A 14903-nucleotide genomic window follows, 5' to 3' on the forward strand; every position below is an offset into this window, starting at 1 on the left:
ACCCGACCGACCAGTCCCGCCTGCCCGGCGACGCCGAACCCGGCCTGACAGGTCCTGGCCGGGTTCGGGGCCGGGCACCGCTCCGGACCGGCGTCGGCTCCCGCGCCGTGGGGCTGCGGGGGCGACGCGGGAACGGCGTCACATCGGGGCCGGCGCGGCGTCGGGATCGTTGCCGGAATCGGGGGCGGGGCCGGAATCGGGGCCGGGGTCGGGGCCGGAATCGGGGTCGGGGCCGGGGCCGGGGCGTCCCCACGCCCGCCGTTTCGGCAGTGGTCGTGCGAATCCCCCCGCCCGGCTCGTCCGCAGTCCGAGCTGCACGAGGGACTCGGCCAGTTTGACGGCCGCGGCGACCCCGTCGACCACCGGCAGCCCCAGCTTCTCCCCCACCGCCCGCTGGAGTCCCGTCATGCCGGCGCAGCCGAGGACCAGTACCTCGGCCCCCGCCTCACGGGCCCGTTCGGCGGCGGTGACGAAGGCCTCCTCGGTGCGCTGGGCGTCGCCGAGGTCGAGGACGCCGAGGCCGGTGCCGACGACGGCGGCACAGTTCTGGGCGACACCGGCCGTGTGCAGGCTGTCCTCGATCTGCCCGCGCGAGCGTTCCAGGGTGGTGACGACGCCGTAGCGGCGGCCGAGCAGACAGGCGAGGTGGGCGGCCGCCTCGGTGATGTCGACGACCGGCACGTCCACCAGCTCCCGTGCGCCCTCGCGCCCGTGTTCCCCGAAGCCGGCCATGACCACGGCGTCGTACCGGCCCTCGTACGTGCGCAGGGTGTCGAGGACGGCCGCCGCCGAGAGGTAGCTGTCGAGCCAGCCCTCCGCGGATTCGGGCCCCCAGGCGGGGGTCAGCCCGGTCACGGTGGTGCCCGGGCCCGCGGCGGCCCGAGCACCTCGTACGATCTCCGCGGTCATCTCCTGCGTCGTGTTGCAGTTGGTGACGAGGATGCGCACGTTCAGCCCTCCACGGGTGCGGGCTCGGGCTCCGCGGCGGCACGCTCCGCGCGGCACAGCACCGCGTAGAGTCCGGCCGCCAGTGCCGTGCCGATGAACCAGGAGTACGGGGCGACGTCGCTGAACGCCTTCACCAGGGCGAGGACCGCGGCGACCGCGGCCGAGGGCAGGAACGCCCACAGGGCCTTGGGGTTGACGCCCTTGCGGTAGTAGTAGCGCGAGCCCGGCCCGGCGTCGAAGAGCTGGTCGATGTCGACGTGGCCGCGCTTGACCCAGTAGTAGTCGAGCATGATCACGCCGAACAGGGGGCCGAGGAAGGCGCCGAGTCCGCCGAGGAAGTAGTTGACGACGGTGGGGTTGGAGAAGAGGTTCCAGGGGGTCACGACGAGCGCGGCGACCGTGCTGATCATGCCGCCGACCCTGAAGGTGATCTTCTGGGGCCAGACGTTGGCGAGGTCGTAGGCGGGTGAGACGAAGTTGGCGACGATGTTGACGCCCATGGTGGCGATGGCGAAGGTCAGGGCGCCGAGGACCAGGACCCAGGTGTTGCCCACCTTGGCGACGAGCAGCGCGGGGTCGGTGATGGCCTCGCCGAACGCCTCGATGGAGCCGGCCGTGACGACGACGGACACGATGACGAAGGCCGTGGAGTTGATCGGCAGGCCCCAGAAGTTGCCGCGCTTGACGGTCCGGTAGCTGGGGGCGAACCGCGAGAAGTCGCAGAAGTTGAGCATCAGCGTGCCGTAGGTGGCGAGGATGAGTCCGACCGCGCCGAACCACTGGCGCCACTGCTCGCCCGCGGAGACCGGGTGCGGCGTGGAGGAGAGCGGGATGCTCCAGCCGGCCTTGGCGAGGACCCAGATGGCCAGGGCGATCATCACGAGCCAGATCGCGGGGCCGCAGAAGTCCTGGAACTTGCGGACGGATTCCATGCCCTGACTGATGATCAGCGCCTGGAGGAGCCACAGGGCGAGGAACGACGTCCAGCCGAGCGCGTCCAGGCCGACGAAGGAATGGTGGGTCCAGGACTCCAGGCCCGGCCAGGCGGCGAGCAGCATGACGTTCACGGCGACGGAGGCCAGATAGGTCTGGATTCCGTACCACATGATGGCGATGACCGCCCTGATCAGTGCGGGGATGTTGGCGCCCCAGACCCCGAAGCTGATGCGGCTGACGACGGGGAACGGCACGCCGGTGCGCTGTCCGACGCGGCCCATCAGGTTCATGCCGGCGTAGATGAGCACGAAACCGACGAGCAGGGACGTGAAGATCTGCCAGACGTTCATGCCGAGGACCAGCAGGCCCGCCGCGAAGGTGTAGTTGCCGAGGTTGTGGACGTCGGACATCCACATGGCGAAGAGGTCGAAGACCTTCCAGTTGCGCTTGCCCGCGGGTGCGAGGTCTTCGTTGGTGAGGCGGGGGTCGGGGACGAACGCTGCTGTGCCGGTGGCTTCGGCGCGGTCGGCGAGGGACACGGGGCCTCCAGGGACGACGTGAGCGAGGGACGGCGGAGGGCGGCTAGCCGGATGCGTTTGGTATACCAAACTGCCGTCATGGTCCTCCCGTCAAGCGTCGCGACCGATGTCGTTGCCGTTACGGCTCCGTAAAAGCCCCCTCGCTTCGGCGAAGATGGCCCCATGACGAAGATCGAACCCCTTGGCGCGGTGCGCGAGCGCGTCCTCGCGACCCTGCGGCAGGACATCATCGCGGGCCGGATGCGCCCGGGTGACCGGCTCGTGGAGCGTGAGCTGGCCGAGCGGTTCGGAGTCTCCCGGGTCCCGGTCCGGGAGGCGATCCGGGCCCTGGTCGCGGAGGGATTCGTCCTCTTCGAGTCGGCACGCCGCACCGTCGTGCGGCGTCTGACCCCCACCGACGTCAAGGAACTCTTCGAGCTGCGCGAGGCGTTGGAGGTGTACGCGGCGGGGCTGGCCGCGTCACGGGCCACCCCTCAGGGTCTGGCGGAGCTGCGGGAGCTGCTCGGCCAGGCGGCGTCGGCGACCCGCGCCGGGGACGCCGAGGCGATCACCGACATCAACACCCGCTTCCACGACCGCATCCTCGCCATGGCGGGCAACAGCCTGCTGATCTCCGTCATGGAGCCGGTCGACGGCCGCCTGCGCTGGCTCACCCGGCAGAACGAGGAATGGCCGCAGCTGCTCACCGAACACGGCGAGTTGTACGAGGCCATCGCCTCCGGAGACCCCGACCGGGCCCGCGCCCACGCGCTCAGCCACGTGCGCGCCAACTACCGCTCCACGGTCCGGCATCTGTTCGGCGAGACCGAGGTCCCTGATCCCGGCACACCGGACACGTGACGCCGTCCGCGAGCCCCCTGACGTCGTGCGGGTCCGCTATCCCCGCGCGTACCTGTCGGTGGCCGCGACCAGCGCCTCCGCCATGCCCGGAGCGCCGGCACCGTGCCCGGCGTCGTCCACGACGACCAGCTCGCTGTCGGGCCAGGCCCGGTGCAGCCGCCAGACGATGCCCAGCAGGTTCCCGAAGTCGAGACTGCCCTGCACCAGCGTGCCCGGGATGCCCTTGAGCAGGGGCGCGTCCCGCAGCACCACGCCCTCGGCGTTCCCTTCGCCCAGGAAGTGGTCGTTGCCCCAGTAGTGGGTGACGGTCCGGGCGAAGCCCATGCGGAAGGCCGCGTCCTCGTAGCGTGCCACCGAGCGGGGCGGCGCCGGGACGGTCGCCGTCTCCCAGTCGGTCCACGCGCGCGCCGCGCGTTCCCGCACCCGCGGGTCGGGCGACTCGATCAGCCGGTTGTACGCGGCGGCGAGGTTCCCGTCGCGGTCGTGCGCCGGCAGCTCGCCGAGGAACCGCTCGAACGCCTCCGGGAAGATCTTCCCCAACCCCCTGGTCAGCAGCGCCACTTCGGGGTCCGAACCGGTGGCCACTCCGGTCAGCACGAGTTCGGACACCGCGTGCGGATGGGTCTGCGCGTACCGCAGCCCGAGCACCGACCCCCATGACACGCCCCACACCAGCCACCGCTCGATGTCGAGCCGCCGCCGCAGCAGCTCCAGGTCCCGCATCAGACGGTCCGTCGTGTTGACGCCCATGTCCGTGCCGTAGGCGCTCGCGTGCGGGGTCGACCGTCCGGAGCCGCGCTGGTCGAGCAGCACGATCCGGTATGCGGCCGGGTCGCAGTAGCGCCGGTAGTGCGGGGTGCAGCCGGAGCCGGGGCCGCCGTGCAGCATCACCGCCGGCTTGCCGCGCGGATTGCCGCAGACCTCCCAGTACACCTGGTTGCCGTCCCCGACATCGAGCATTCCGCCGTCGTGGGGTTCGATCTCCGGATACAGGCCCATCCGCGCACCGTAACGCCCGTACCGCGGCGCCGTCTCGGCGATTCACGCCAACCCGGCCGCCTCCTTCGCCGTTCGCAGGACGTCCCGCAGCATCTCGGGGGTGAGCTTGCCGGTGAAGGTGTTGCGCTGGCTGACGTGGAAGCAGCCGAACAGCTCCAGCCCGTCGAGCGACACCCGCGTCCCGTGCGCGAAGGCCGGCCTCGGCTTCGGCACCGCCCATCCCGCCTCGGCGAAGGCCGGCAGCGCGGCCTGCCAGCCGAAGGCGCCGAGGACCACCACCGCGCGGAGCGAGGGCCGCAGCAGCTCCAGTTCCCTCACCAGCCAGGGTCGGCAGGTGTCCCGTTCCGCCGGTGTCGGCTTGTTGCCGGGCGGGGCGCAGTGGACGGGCGCGGTCACGCGGACGCCCCGCAGTTCCAGGCCGTCGGCGGCGGACACGGAGGTCGGCTGCGAGGCCAGACCCACGTCGTACAGGGCCTGGTACAGCACGTCCCCGGAGCGGTCGCCGGTGAACATGCGGCCGGTGCGGTTGCCGCCGTGCGCGGCGGGGGCCAGACCGACGATCAGCAGCCGGGCGTCCGCCGGGCCGAAACCGGGCACCGGCCGTCCCCAGTACGTCTCGTCGGCGAAGGCGGCACGCTTGGTGCGGGCCACCTCCTCGCGCCAGGCGACCAGGCGCGGGCATGCCCGGCAGCCGGAGATCCGCGCGTCCAGTTCGGCCAGGCCACCGGTGTCCATGCCTCCACCGTACGACCAGGTCATCACCGCGCCCGCGGCCACGAACCCGAGGACCGGCAGGAGGAAGGTGAGGAGCGGCCTGAAGGGAACGGGGGTGCTTGTCGTGCCCGACCTTCGCGAGGGGCGATGCCGCGGAAGGTCACGGTGGCGGGGGGAACCCAGAGGTTCGGCCGGCCGCCGGTGGGCCTGCCGGGCGGTGACGACGGCGCGGGAGACGCCCGCGGTCCACGGGGGAGGCGAGGGTCGCCCCTCCTCCTCCGCGGTCTCGCCGAGGTCCCCGGCCTTCGTGCCACGGGCGCCCGGACGACAGCCTCCGGACTCGCCCGGCCCGCCGCATCCGGGGCGGTCCGTGCGACGGAAAAACCCGGAGGTGTCCGGGCCCAGGGGGACTAAAGTCGACGACATGGCTTCTCAGGGTGCTGACGGGGAGAAGAAGGACACGGGCGCGGACGCTGCGCCCGGCTCGGGCGACGCGGCGGCCTCCGCCAGGGCCGCGGGTCCGGCGAGCGGCGAGAGCGTGCGCGTCGACAGCTGGATCTGGTCCGTGCGGCTCGTCAAGACCCGCTCACTGGGCGCCACCGCCTGCCGCGGCGGACATGTCCGGGTGAACGGCGAGCGCGTCAAGCCGGCGTACTCCGTGCGCGTCGGCGACGAGGTGCGCCTGCGGCACGAAGGCCGGGAGCGGGTGGTCGTCGTCAAGCGGCTCATCCGCAAGCGGGTCGGTGCGCCCGTCGCCGTCGAGTGCTACGTCGACAACAGCCCGCCGCCCCCGCCGCGTGAGGCCGTCGCCCCGGCGGGCATCCGTGACCGCGGCACGGGCCGTCCGACCAAGCGGGACCGCCGCGACATGGAACGGCTGCGGGGGCTCGCCGCCGGCACGTCCGGTTTCGCCGACGCGGCCCGTGCGGGCGGCGCTCCCGGCAGCGGCCCCGCCCCGACGGCCCACCCGGGCAGGTCCCGCCCGTCGGGCTCGTCCCGGTCCTCGGGCTCCTCGCGATCCTCCGGCGCGCGCGGCGGGCAGGACGGTTTCGGCGACGCGGACTCCTGAGCCGTCCGGTCCGGCCGGGGCACCCGACCGGACCGTCCGACGGCGGGACATCAAGCCCCACTGACGCTGACACACCCCGTGACGCCGTACGGCGGCGAGGGCACCCCTTGTTGCCGGGGTGCCCTCGCCGCCGTACGGCCGTCATGCCCGTCGGCGCACCAGGCGCAGCAGTTCCGTGGTGTGGCTCCGCCTGGCCCAGGCGATCAGGGCGAGCGGCAGGACGAGGATGAGCGGGGTCGCCACATAGGGGCCGTGGATGGCGGTGATGTTGGCGATGAACGCGCCCACCATCAGCGCGCCGAGCGCCATCGCCGCCACGGAGTCGAGCAGCGGGATCAACAGGGCGATGCCTCCGGCGAGTTCGAGCGCGCCGATGATGTACATGCCCGTGTGGCCCCAGCCCAGCTTGTCGAAGGTCTCGGCGGCCGACGGGTGCGCGATCAGCTTGGGCAGGGCACTCGCGATGGCGTAGAAGAGGCCGAGGACGATCTGCAGAGCGGTCAGGGAGACGCGTGCGCCACGGCTGCGCGGGGCGTTCACGGAAGCGGCGGAGGCGACTCGGGAGGCGGGGAGGGTGGTCTCGGACATGCTGGTCTCCTGTGGGAAGCGGTGGCTCGTGCTTTCACAGAGGTAGACCGGGCGGGCCCGCGGAACTCATCGCCGCCGGACGACATTTGTTCGCCCCGTTCGCCCCTTGCCCCGCCCCCCGCTCCCCGAGACAGCCCCACACCCTCGGAGTCAGCCCCGCGTCGCCTTCACCGCCCTCATCCACACGCCGTCCTCGGTCAGGCGACGATCCACTCTCAGCCCGGCCTCCCGCAGGGCCTCCTCGAACTCGTCCTCCGTCAGTGGGCGGGCCAGGAACGTCTGGGTCCAGGTGGCGTCGGGGAATTCGTACTCCGCGCGGACCGAGTTCACCGCGTCGCCGACCGGATCCGCGGACAGGATGCGGACGGTGAAGCCGGACGCGTCCACCCGCTCACGCGGCACACGGGTGTGCCAGTCCTGCCCCTCGCGCTGGATCAGCACACAGCCGTCGTCGGCGACATGGCGGACGCAGGTGTCCAGCAGCGCTCTGCGCTCTCTCTCGTCACCGGTGTGCACGAGGAACGACGCGAGCATCACCACGTCGAAGGTCTCACCGAGCTCGAGGCCCTCGATCGTGCCGCATATCGTGCGGGCCCCACGGACGCGCTCCAGCATCTCGGCGGACTCGTCCACGGCGGTGACCGTGAAACCCCGCTCCAGGAGCGGATGGGTCACGCGGCCGACCCCGCTGCCGAGTTCCAGGATGTGAGCGCCCGGAGGCACCGCGGCGGTGACGATGTCCGGCTCGTCCCCGACGGGCAGGCGCGCGTACAGCTCGACGGCGCAGCCGTCCGGTGTGATCGCGCCCGGTCCCGTCCCCGCGTGTCCCTGCCGCATCTCTGTCTTCTGACGCTTCTCGATGCTCATACCCGTCCAACGGACGGTCTCCGGCGCCCCGTTCCGGCTCACCGCCACTCGTTCGGGTGATGTGTTCGAGGGATACCGGTTCGAGAACGGCCGGTTCGAGGAGGACCGGTTCAAGAAGGACCGGATCGAGAGGGGGGCGGTTCGAGGAAAGCCGCCCGGGGCCGAGGGCTCGGGTCGGTCACGGCACCCACCGTCCGGCTCAGACCGCGAACCAGCCGTGCCCGCCGTACCAGTGGCCGCCCGCCCGCAGATGGTCGACGACCGCCCGCTCCACGCTGTTGCGCCGGGGCAGCGTCTCCAGCGGCAGCTCGGGATCGCCGAAGACGAACCCGACGGGCACCCCGTCGTCCGGGGTGCCGTCCTGGTGGACGAGCGCGAACCGGTCCTGGAAGCGGACGATGTTGGACTCGGCGGGCAGATAGCGCTTGAGCTGGGGATCGAGCAGCCAGGAGTGGCAGACGGCCACCTCGTAGCGCTCGTCGGGGAAGTGGCGGGCGAAGAAGTCGCGGGCCAGGGCGAGCGAACGGTCGCAGGCGGCGGGCGTCAGCGGCCCGCGGAAGTCGGTGATGTGCAGGCTCAGGCACGGGTCGCCCGGGCCCAGGTCGAGACCCGCGTCGGCGACGGCCCGGCCCGTGCGCCGGCCGAGCCGCGCCCGCTGGAACTGGAGCCGGCCCAGCTGGAACAGCTCCCCGTGGAAGTGCAGGGCTATCCACCAGGGGAACAGCAGTCCCGGCGTCCCGGCCCTCCTGTGGTGGACGGCCACGTGACGGCCGAGGTCGGCGAGGGTGCGCCGGGACACGTCCTCGGGGATGCCGCGCTCCTGGTGGTAGGCCCGCACGTGGGGCAGCGCCGCGATGAAGACGTACACATGGAAGCACCGTCCGAGTGCTCCGGCGGACTCCGGGAAGGCGGGCGGCTCCCAGCCCTTGCCGATCTCCCCCATGTCCCGCACGAAGCGGGCGACGCAGCGCGCGAGGAGGGTCATGGCCTCCGGGTCGGCCACCAACCGGGCGCGCAGCGCGACGAGTTCGTTGATGTGCTCGTGGGCCACGGTCAGGTCGAGCAGCACGTCGGCCAGCTCGTCGCCGTCCGGGAGCACCGCTTCCACCCCTGGCGGACCTTCGCCCTCCAGGCCCTTCAGCCACTCCGCGAGTCCCGCGTCCGCCCGCAGCGCCTCCAGCAGCACCGTCGCCTCCCCCGGCGGTCGCCGTACCGACCGCTCTCACTTGGTGAACGTGCACCACGAAGAGTACGTTTCCCAGTAGGAGTGGTGATCCTGATGCGTACGGGCAGTGAACCGACGACAGCGCGCAGTGCACTGCGGGCACGCTTCTGGCTGAGCGTGTGGGGTCTGGTCTGGGCGATCTTCGGGACGGTCGCGTTCGCGCTGGTCGGGCGGCCCGGCTGGGCTGCCGCGTGCGGCGTTCTGTGGCTGGTCGTCACCGTCGACATGGCGATGATCCTGCGGCACATCCGCCAGGGGCCGCACTATCAGCCGGGACGCGACGTGCCGCCTTACGCTCCGCCAGAGACGCGGCCGCCGTACCGGCCTCCGGGCAGCCGGCCGCCCTACCGACGGCCACCGGAGCACCGCCACCCCTGACCGCCCGGAGCACCGGCACCCCCGCACGGCTCGGCGCCTACGCGTCGAAGCGCGCCGCCTCCAGGTACTGCGGCTTCGGGTCCAGCGCGGCCGCCAGCCTGAAGTGACGCTTGGCCTGCTCGGGGCGGCGCTGACGCTCGTAGGTGCGGGCGAGCGCGAAGTGCGCGAACGCGTTGTCCGGCTCGCGCTCCAGCACGATCGTGAACTCCAGCTCGGCAGGGCGCAGTTGCGCGGCGGCGAAGAAGGCCCGTGCGCGCAGCAGCCGGGCCGCCGTGTTCTCGGGATGGGCGGCGATGACCGGGTCGAGCAGCTTCACCGCGCCCCGCGGGTCGCGCGCGGCGAGCAGTTGCTCGGCGGCACGGAAGTCGATGACATGCGTCTCCGGAGTACGTCCGGTCGAACCGCTGGTCTCGGGCACGGCTGAGTCCTTCCCTCACTGCACGGGTTCAACGCCCCCGTCGGGGGCCGCTATTCCCCGGGTCGGTGGGCTCGGCGCACGAGACCGTCCCATACGTCCCGTACTCGGCGTTCCAACTCGTCCAGGGCCACGTCGTTGTCGATGACGACGTCCGCGACCTCCCGGCGCTTCTCGCGCGTGGCCTGGGCGGCCATGCGGGCGCGGGCGTCCTGCTCGGTCATGCCCCGCAGCCGTACGAGCCGGTCGAGCTGGGTCTCGGGGGCCGCGTCGACGACGATCACGAGGTCGTACAGCGACGCGAGGCCGTTCTCGGCGAGCAGGGGCACGTCGTGCACGACGACGGCGTCGTCGGGGGCGGCGTCCTCCAGTTCGCGCGAGCGGGCACCCACCAGCGGGTGCACGATCGCGTTGAGCACGGCGAGCTTCTCGGGGTCGGCGAAGACGATCGCCCCCAGCCGGGGCCGGTCCAGGCTCCCGTCCGGGGCGAGGACGTTCCGCCCGAAGGCGTCCACGACCGCCGCGAGCCCGGCGGTTCCGGGCGCGACGACCTCCCGCGCGATCCTGTCCGCGTCGATCAGTACCGCTCCGTGCTCGACGAGGAGCCGTGACACCTCGCTCTTGCCGGCGCCGATACCGCCGGTCAGACCCACCTTCAGCATGCCCAGCAGCTTAGGCCCTGACGACGGCACACCCCTCGGCCGGGAGGCATCCCTCGGCCCGGAGGGAGGGAACAGGCCCGGTCGTCCGCGCGGTCCGTGATCCGGTCAGGAGTCGCCCTCGCGCTCGGCCAGGAACCGCTCGAACTCCAGGCCGATCTCGTCCGCCGACGGGATCTCCACCGGCTCCGCGAGCATGTTGCCCCGCGTGTCGGCGCCCGCGGCCGCGTCGTACTGGTGCTCAAGGCCCTGGACGAGGGAGACGAGCTCTTCGTCGCCCTCCTGGATCTGCCGGTCGATCTCGGTCTGCGTACGGTGCGCCTCGGTGCGCAGGGAGTGCGCGATGCCGGGGAGCACCAGGCCGGTCGCGGCGGTGATCGACTCCAGGACGGTCAGCGCGGCGTCCGGGTACGGCGAACGGGCGATGTAGTGCGGTACGTGAGCGGCGACGCCCAGGACGTCGTGTCCGGCCTCCATGAGGCGGTACTCGACGAGGGACTCGGCGCTGCCGGGGACCTGGGCCTCGTCGAAGGGGCTGCGGTGGCCGGGGACCAGTTCGGTGCGGTTGCCGTGCGGGGTGAGGCCCACGGGCCGGGTGTGCGGGACGCCCATGGGGATGCCGTGGAAGTTCACCGACAGACGGACGCCGAGCCGCTCCACGATCTGCTGGACGGCGGCGGCGAAGCGTTCCCACTCCACGTCCGGCTCCGGGCCCGACAGCAGCAGGAAGGGTGCTCCGGTGGCGTCCTGGACGAGCCGCACGTCGAGGGTCGGCTCTTCGTAGTCGGTCCAGCGGTCGCGCTTGAACGTCAGCAGCGGCCGGCGGGCACGGTAGTCCACGAGCCGGTCGTGGTCGAAACGGGCCACGACCTGGTTGGGCAGCGAGTCGAGCAGCCGGTCGACGATCTGGTCGCCGGTCTCGCCCGCGTCGATGTATCCGTCGAAGTGGTAGAGCATGACAAGACCGGCCGACTCCTGGGCCAGCGCCACGTCGACGACGGCCAGGCCCTTCGGCTCCCATGCGTACAAACCCTGCGGATCAAGCACTGTGACCGCTCCTCCTCGTGTTCGTACAGCACAACATGGTGCGGAGCGCGGGCATTCCCGGCCCGCGCCCCTCACCACCATCCTCTTACCCCTTTGCCGGCCGCCGCCGGACGGTCACGCGGACAGCACGCGCGCGTGGAGCGCGGTCACCGCCTTGCGGGCGGACGTGAAGGCGCCGTGCTGCCAGGCGTCGGTGTAGCTGAGCCAGTCGCCCGCGAAGTAGACCCGCCCGGTGGGCTCGTTGAGGGGTTTGTAGCGGATGTCGTCGGGCCCGCCCGGGGTGTCGTGCCAGGCGGCCTCCAGGTGCGGTGTCTGACGCCAGTGGTGGGAGAACGAGGAGGCGAGTTCGGTGCGGTACTTCTCGCCGTAGATCTTCACGCCCGCGGCAACGGCTCGCTTCTCGCGTTCCCGTGGGGTGAGCTTCGCGTACGCGTCGGCGTCACCGCCGTAGTTGTAGTAGCCGATCAGGACGCCGCGTTCGCCGTGGAAGCCGTAGGAGGGGTGCCAGATGTGGGTGACGTCCTGGTCGGTCTCGGTGATGCCGCCGTAGATGCGGTGGTCCAGTTCCCACCAGCGGGAGCGGTACTCCAGCCCGATCTTGCCCGCGGACTGCGGGGTGATCGCCTCCAGGGCGCTCTGCACTCCGGGACCGAGGTTGTGCGGGATCCTGGCGAGGATGTTGGGCGGCAGGGCGCCGATGCAGTAGTCGGCGTCGATGGACCTGGTCCGCCCGCCCTGGGTGTACGTGACGGTGACGCCGCTGCCCTTGTCGGTGATCCGCGAGACGACGGCTCCCGTCCGGATGCGACGGGCGCCGACCGCCTCCGTCAGCGCCCGCGGTATCCGGTCCATGCCGCCCACCGGCTGGAACATCAGCATCGCCTGGTCGAACCCGAACTCGAAGGAGAAGTACCGGCCGACGCCGCTGGCGAAGACCTCGGACGCGGTGGGGAGGCCGTCGAGGAGCACTCCGGGGGTGCCCGCCGCGGCGGGGACGGTGGTGTAGCCGCGCCGCTCACCGCCCTCGTACGTCAGCTTGTCGCCGAGCTCGCCGAAGTCCTTGAGGAACTCGACGAGTTTCTCCTGGTCGGCGGCGGTGAGCTCCTTGTCGAGGGCGCCCTTGTCGGTGGCTTTGGCGAGCAACTCGGAGACGTAGCCGTAGACATCGGCCTTGGCTGTGCGGTACCGCATCGGCTCGGTCATGCCGGCCGACTCGTTGAAGAGGTACGCGTCCGCGTTGGAGTTGGTGAACACCTCGACGGGGACGCCGAGTTCACGGCAGTAGTCGAGGGTGACCATCCACTGCGGCAGGCGGGCCGGGCCCGCGTTCATGTACTGGCCCTCGCTGAAGCGCGCCGTCTGGGTGTTGCCGTAGAGGTCGGTGGTCGAATCCCCGCCCCGCACGGTGAAGTTGCGCCCGCCGGTGCGGTCTCTGGCCTCCAGGACCGTACAGTCGTAGCCGGCCTTGCCGAGTTCGTACGCGGACGCCAGTCCGGCGATGCCGCCGCCGACGATGACGACCTTCGCCGCGCCGCGTCCCGTGAGTGTGAAGTCGCTCGGCTTCAGGGCGCGGAAGGGCTGTTCGCGCGGTGCGGCGTGGGCGGTGGGAGCGAGACCGAGGGCTCCCATGGTGGCGAACATCGTGCCCGCGCCACCGGTGAGACCCACCGTGCGCAGGAACGAACGCCGGCTCGTACCAGGACGGCTCTGAGGCTGTGGCATGACAGGGCTCCCCTTTCGATCTTGAACGACCGGGGAAGCCTCCCAATGGCCGGTTACGGCCCATCGGCAACTCGTGTATCCCGCACGTTTCTGCCCGCGCACGCGTCCAGCCGGGTGGACACCGTGCGCTTCGAGACCGCCGGGCAGCCGCCGCCCGCGCGCCCGGGGCGCCGCGATCACCGGGAACGGTCAGCCGTCGTCGCGCGCACCGCGCGCACCGGGGACTGTCGCCGGAAGGGGCGCCCGGCCGCCGTGACCGGCAGGGGTGACGGGGGCGACGGGACAGCCGACGTGACCCGCGCGGGTGGCGGGAAACGCACTGCGGGCCCGCACCCTGATGGGTGCGGGCCCGCAGTCATCGGCTAGCGCCTAGCGGTGAGCTTTCAGCTCTGGCCGCCGGCGAGCTTCTCGCGGAGGGCAGCCAGGGCCTCGTCCGACGCCAGGGCGCCGGAGTTGTCCGCGGACTCCGAGGAGTACGAGCCACCGCCGGACGCGGCCGGAGCCGCACCCGCCGCGTCGCCGCCTTCGGCCGCCGCCTGGGCGTCGGCCTCGCGGGACTTGATGACCTGCGCCTGGTGCTGCTCGAAGCGCTGCTGCGCCTCGGCGTACTGGCGCTCCCACTCCTCGCGCTGCTTCTCGTAGCCCTCGAGCCAGTCGTTGGTCTCGGGGTCGAAGCCCTCGGGGTAGATGTAGTTGCCCTGGTCGTCGTAGGACGCGGCCATGCCGTACAGGGTCGGGTCGAACTCGACCGAGGCCGGGTCGGCACCGAAGGACTCGTTGGCCTGCTTCAGCGAGAGGCTGATGCGACGACGCTCGAGGTCGATGTCGATGACCTTGACGAAGATCTCGTCGTTGACCTGGACGACCTGCTCCGGGATCTCCACGTGGCGCTCGGCCAGCTCGGAGATGTGCACCAGACCCTCGATGCCCTCGTCCACGCGGACGAACGCACCGAACGGAACCAGCTTCGTGACCTTGCCGGGCACGACCTGGCCGATCTGGTGGGTGCGGGCGAACTGCTGCCACGGGTCTTCCTGCGTCGCCTTCAGCGACAGGGAGACACGCTCGCGGTCCATGTCGACGTCGAGGACCTCGACCGTGACCTCCTGGCCGACCTCGACGACCTCGGAGGGGTGGTCGATGTGCTTCCAGGACAGCTCGGAGACGTGGACCAGACCGTCGACGCCACCCAGGTCCACGAAGGCACCGAAGTTGACGATCGAGGACACGACGCCGGAACGGACCTGACCCTTCTGCAGGGTCGTGAGGAACGTCTGGCGGACCTCGGACTGGGTCTGCTCCAGCCAGGCACGGCGGGACAGGACCACGTTGTTGCGGTTCTTGTCCAGCTCGATGATCTTCGCCTCGAGCTCCTTGCCCACGTAGGGCTGGAGGTCGCGGACACGACGCATCTCGACGAGAGAAGCCGGCAGGAAGCCACGGAGGCCGATGTCGAGGATGAGACCACCCTTGACGACCTCGATGACGGTACCGGTGACGATGCCGTCCTCTTCCTTGATCTTCTCGATGGTGCCCCAGGCACGCTCGTACTGGGCGCGCTTCTTCGAGAGGATCAGGCGGCCTTCCTTGTCCTCCTTCTGGAGGACCAGGGCCTCGATCTCGTCGCCGACGGCCACGACCTCGTTCGGGTCGACGTCGTGCTTGATCGAGAGCTCACGGCTCGGGATGACACCTTCGGTCTTGTAACCGATGTCGAGCAGGACCTCGTCCCGGTCGACCTTCACGATGACGCCGTCGACGATGTCGCCGTCGTTGAAGTACTTGATCGTCTCGTCGATCGCGGCGAGGAAGGCTTCCTCGTTACCGATGTCGTTGACCGCAACCTGCGGGGTGGTGGCGGTGGTCTCGGTGCTGCTCGTCATGTGGGAAAGGGCTCCGGTACGGACATTGAGTCGTAGGTACTGCTTGCGCCGGGAGCCCGTTTCGCTCTGCAGAA

15 protein-coding genes are annotated in these 14903 nt (G+C 71.3%); 3 read left to right on the forward strand and 12 right to left on the reverse strand.

All coding sequences use genetic code 11. From position 1 onward, the window contains the following. Positions 1 to 138: 138 nt before the first annotated feature. Together ACSYGO_RS14260 and ACSYGO_RS14265 are read right to left on the reverse strand one after the other, a co-directional pair. Positions 139 to 948, reverse strand: coding sequence for an aspartate/glutamate racemase family protein (locus tag ACSYGO_RS14260; RefSeq protein WP_460386807.1), 810 nt, complete (start codon positions 946 to 948; stop codon positions 139 to 141). A 2-nt stretch (positions 949 to 950) separates the two neighbouring features. Then, positions 951 to 2423, reverse strand: coding sequence for an NCS1 family nucleobase:cation symporter-1 (locus tag ACSYGO_RS14265; protein WP_460386808.1), 1473 nt, complete (start codon positions 2421 to 2423; stop codon positions 951 to 953). A gap of 162 nt (positions 2424 to 2585) precedes the next feature. Between ACSYGO_RS14265 and ACSYGO_RS14270 the strand changes: the two genes are divergently transcribed. Next, the gene (locus tag ACSYGO_RS14270; protein ID WP_432175843.1) at positions 2586 to 3263 is read left to right on the forward strand and encodes a GntR family transcriptional regulator; all 678 of its coding nucleotides are present in this window, start codon (positions 2586 to 2588) and stop codon (positions 3261 to 3263) included. Between the two features lie 36 nt (positions 3264 to 3299). Here ACSYGO_RS14270 and pip read toward each other — a convergent pair whose 3' ends face one another. Together pip and ACSYGO_RS14280 are read right to left on the reverse strand one after the other, a co-directional pair. Then, on the reverse strand, positions 3300 to 4262 hold the full coding sequence (pip, locus tag ACSYGO_RS14275) for a prolyl aminopeptidase (protein ID WP_426675976.1): 963 nt from the start codon (positions 4260 to 4262) through the stop codon (positions 3300 to 3302). A 42-nt stretch (positions 4263 to 4304) separates the two neighbouring features. Further along, positions 4305 to 4997 (reverse strand): uracil-DNA glycosylase, encoded by a 693-nt coding sequence (locus ACSYGO_RS14280; protein ID WP_460386809.1) that lies wholly within the window; start codon positions 4995 to 4997, stop codon positions 4305 to 4307. Between the two features lie 403 nt (positions 4998 to 5400). Between ACSYGO_RS14280 and ACSYGO_RS14285 the strand changes: the two genes are divergently transcribed. Further along, on the forward strand, positions 5401 to 6045 hold the full coding sequence (locus ACSYGO_RS14285) for an RNA-binding S4 domain-containing protein (protein WP_460386810.1): 645 nt from the start codon (positions 5401 to 5403) through the stop codon (positions 6043 to 6045). A gap of 141 nt (positions 6046 to 6186) precedes the next feature. On the opposite strand, the gene ACSYGO_RS14290 is transcribed toward ACSYGO_RS14285, so the two are convergent. The 3 genes from ACSYGO_RS14290 to ACSYGO_RS14300 all read right to left on the reverse strand — a co-directional run bounded on the left by ACSYGO_RS14290 (position 6187) and on the right by ACSYGO_RS14300 (position 8686). Further along, positions 6187 to 6633, reverse strand: a complete 447-nt coding sequence (locus ACSYGO_RS14290) for a DoxX family protein (protein WP_460386811.1) — start codon at positions 6631 to 6633, stop codon at positions 6187 to 6189. Between the two features lie 150 nt (positions 6634 to 6783). Next, positions 6784 to 7470: a class I SAM-dependent methyltransferase gene (locus ACSYGO_RS14295; RefSeq protein WP_460389715.1), complete on the reverse strand. Its 687-nt coding sequence runs from the start codon at positions 7468 to 7470 to the stop codon at positions 6784 to 6786. Between the two features lie 229 nt (positions 7471 to 7699). Next, positions 7700 to 8686 (reverse strand): acyltransferase domain-containing protein, encoded by a 987-nt coding sequence (locus ACSYGO_RS14300; RefSeq protein WP_432175848.1) that lies wholly within the window; start codon positions 8684 to 8686, stop codon positions 7700 to 7702. Positions 8687 to 8779: 93 nt separating this feature from the next. On the opposite strand from ACSYGO_RS14300, the gene ACSYGO_RS14305 reads away from it, so the two are divergent. Continuing rightward, on the forward strand, positions 8780 to 9103 hold the full coding sequence (locus ACSYGO_RS14305; protein ID WP_426675971.1) for a DUF6343 family protein: 324 nt from the start codon (positions 8780 to 8782) through the stop codon (positions 9101 to 9103). 37 nt (positions 9104 to 9140) lie between these two features. On the opposite strand, the gene ACSYGO_RS14310 is transcribed toward ACSYGO_RS14305, so the two are convergent. From ACSYGO_RS14310 to rpsA, 5 genes are all read right to left on the reverse strand, one after another. Next, positions 9141 to 9521, reverse strand: coding sequence for a tetratricopeptide repeat protein (locus tag ACSYGO_RS14310; RefSeq protein ID WP_028806009.1), 381 nt, complete (start codon positions 9519 to 9521; stop codon positions 9141 to 9143). 50 nt (positions 9522 to 9571) lie between these two features. Next, a complete protein-coding gene (gene coaE / locus ACSYGO_RS14315) occupies positions 9572 to 10180 on the reverse strand; it encodes a dephospho-CoA kinase (RefSeq protein WP_460386812.1) in 609 nt (202 codons plus the stop codon). Between the two features lie 105 nt (positions 10181 to 10285). Next, positions 10286 to 11224: a PAC2 family protein gene (locus ACSYGO_RS14320; RefSeq protein WP_426675969.1), complete on the reverse strand. Its 939-nt coding sequence runs from the start codon at positions 11222 to 11224 to the stop codon at positions 10286 to 10288. Between the two features lie 114 nt (positions 11225 to 11338). Beyond that, positions 11339 to 12865, reverse strand: a complete 1527-nt coding sequence (locus ACSYGO_RS14325) for a flavin monoamine oxidase family protein (RefSeq protein WP_426676059.1) — start codon at positions 12863 to 12865, stop codon at positions 11339 to 11341. 464 nt (positions 12866 to 13329) lie between these two features. After that, positions 13330 to 14829 (reverse strand): 30S ribosomal protein S1, encoded by a 1500-nt coding sequence (rpsA, locus tag ACSYGO_RS14330; protein ID WP_426675968.1) that lies wholly within the window; start codon positions 14827 to 14829, stop codon positions 13330 to 13332. Positions 14830 to 14903 lie beyond the last annotated feature (74 nt).

Source organism: Streptomyces krungchingensis, assembly GCF_054729265.1.

Coding starts and splice junctions, on each gene's coding strand:
- ACSYGO_RS14270 (WP_432175843.1), top strand. CDS start 2,586: ATGACGAAGATCGAACCCCTTGGCGCGGTGCGCGAGCGCGTCCTCGCG.
- coaE (WP_460386812.1), bottom strand. CDS start 10,180: ATGCTGAAGGTGGGTCTGACCGGCGGTATCGGCGCCGGCAAGAGCGAG.
- pip (WP_426675976.1), bottom strand. CDS start 4,262: ATGGGCCTGTATCCGGAGATCGAACCCCACGACGGCGGAATGCTCGAT.
- ACSYGO_RS14295 (WP_460389715.1), bottom strand. CDS start 7,470: ATGCGGCAGGGACACGCGGGGACGGGACCGGGCGCGATCACACCGGAC.
- ACSYGO_RS14325 (WP_426676059.1), bottom strand. CDS start 12,865: ATGTTCGCCACCATGGGAGCCCTCGGTCTCGCTCCCACCGCCCACGCC.
- ACSYGO_RS14305 (WP_426675971.1), top strand. CDS start 8,780: ATGCGTACGGGCAGTGAACCGACGACAGCGCGCAGTGCACTGCGGGCA.
- rpsA (WP_426675968.1), bottom strand. CDS start 14,829: ATGACGAGCAGCACCGAGACCACCGCCACCACCCCGCAGGTTGCGGTC.
- ACSYGO_RS14285 (WP_460386810.1), top strand. CDS start 5,401: ATGGCTTCTCAGGGTGCTGACGGGGAGAAGAAGGACACGGGCGCGGAC.
- ACSYGO_RS14290 (WP_460386811.1), bottom strand. CDS start 6,633: ATGTCCGAGACCACCCTCCCCGCCTCCCGAGTCGCCTCCGCCGCTTCC.
- ACSYGO_RS14280 (WP_460386809.1), bottom strand. CDS start 4,997: ATGGACACCGGTGGCCTGGCCGAACTGGACGCGCGGATCTCCGGCTGC.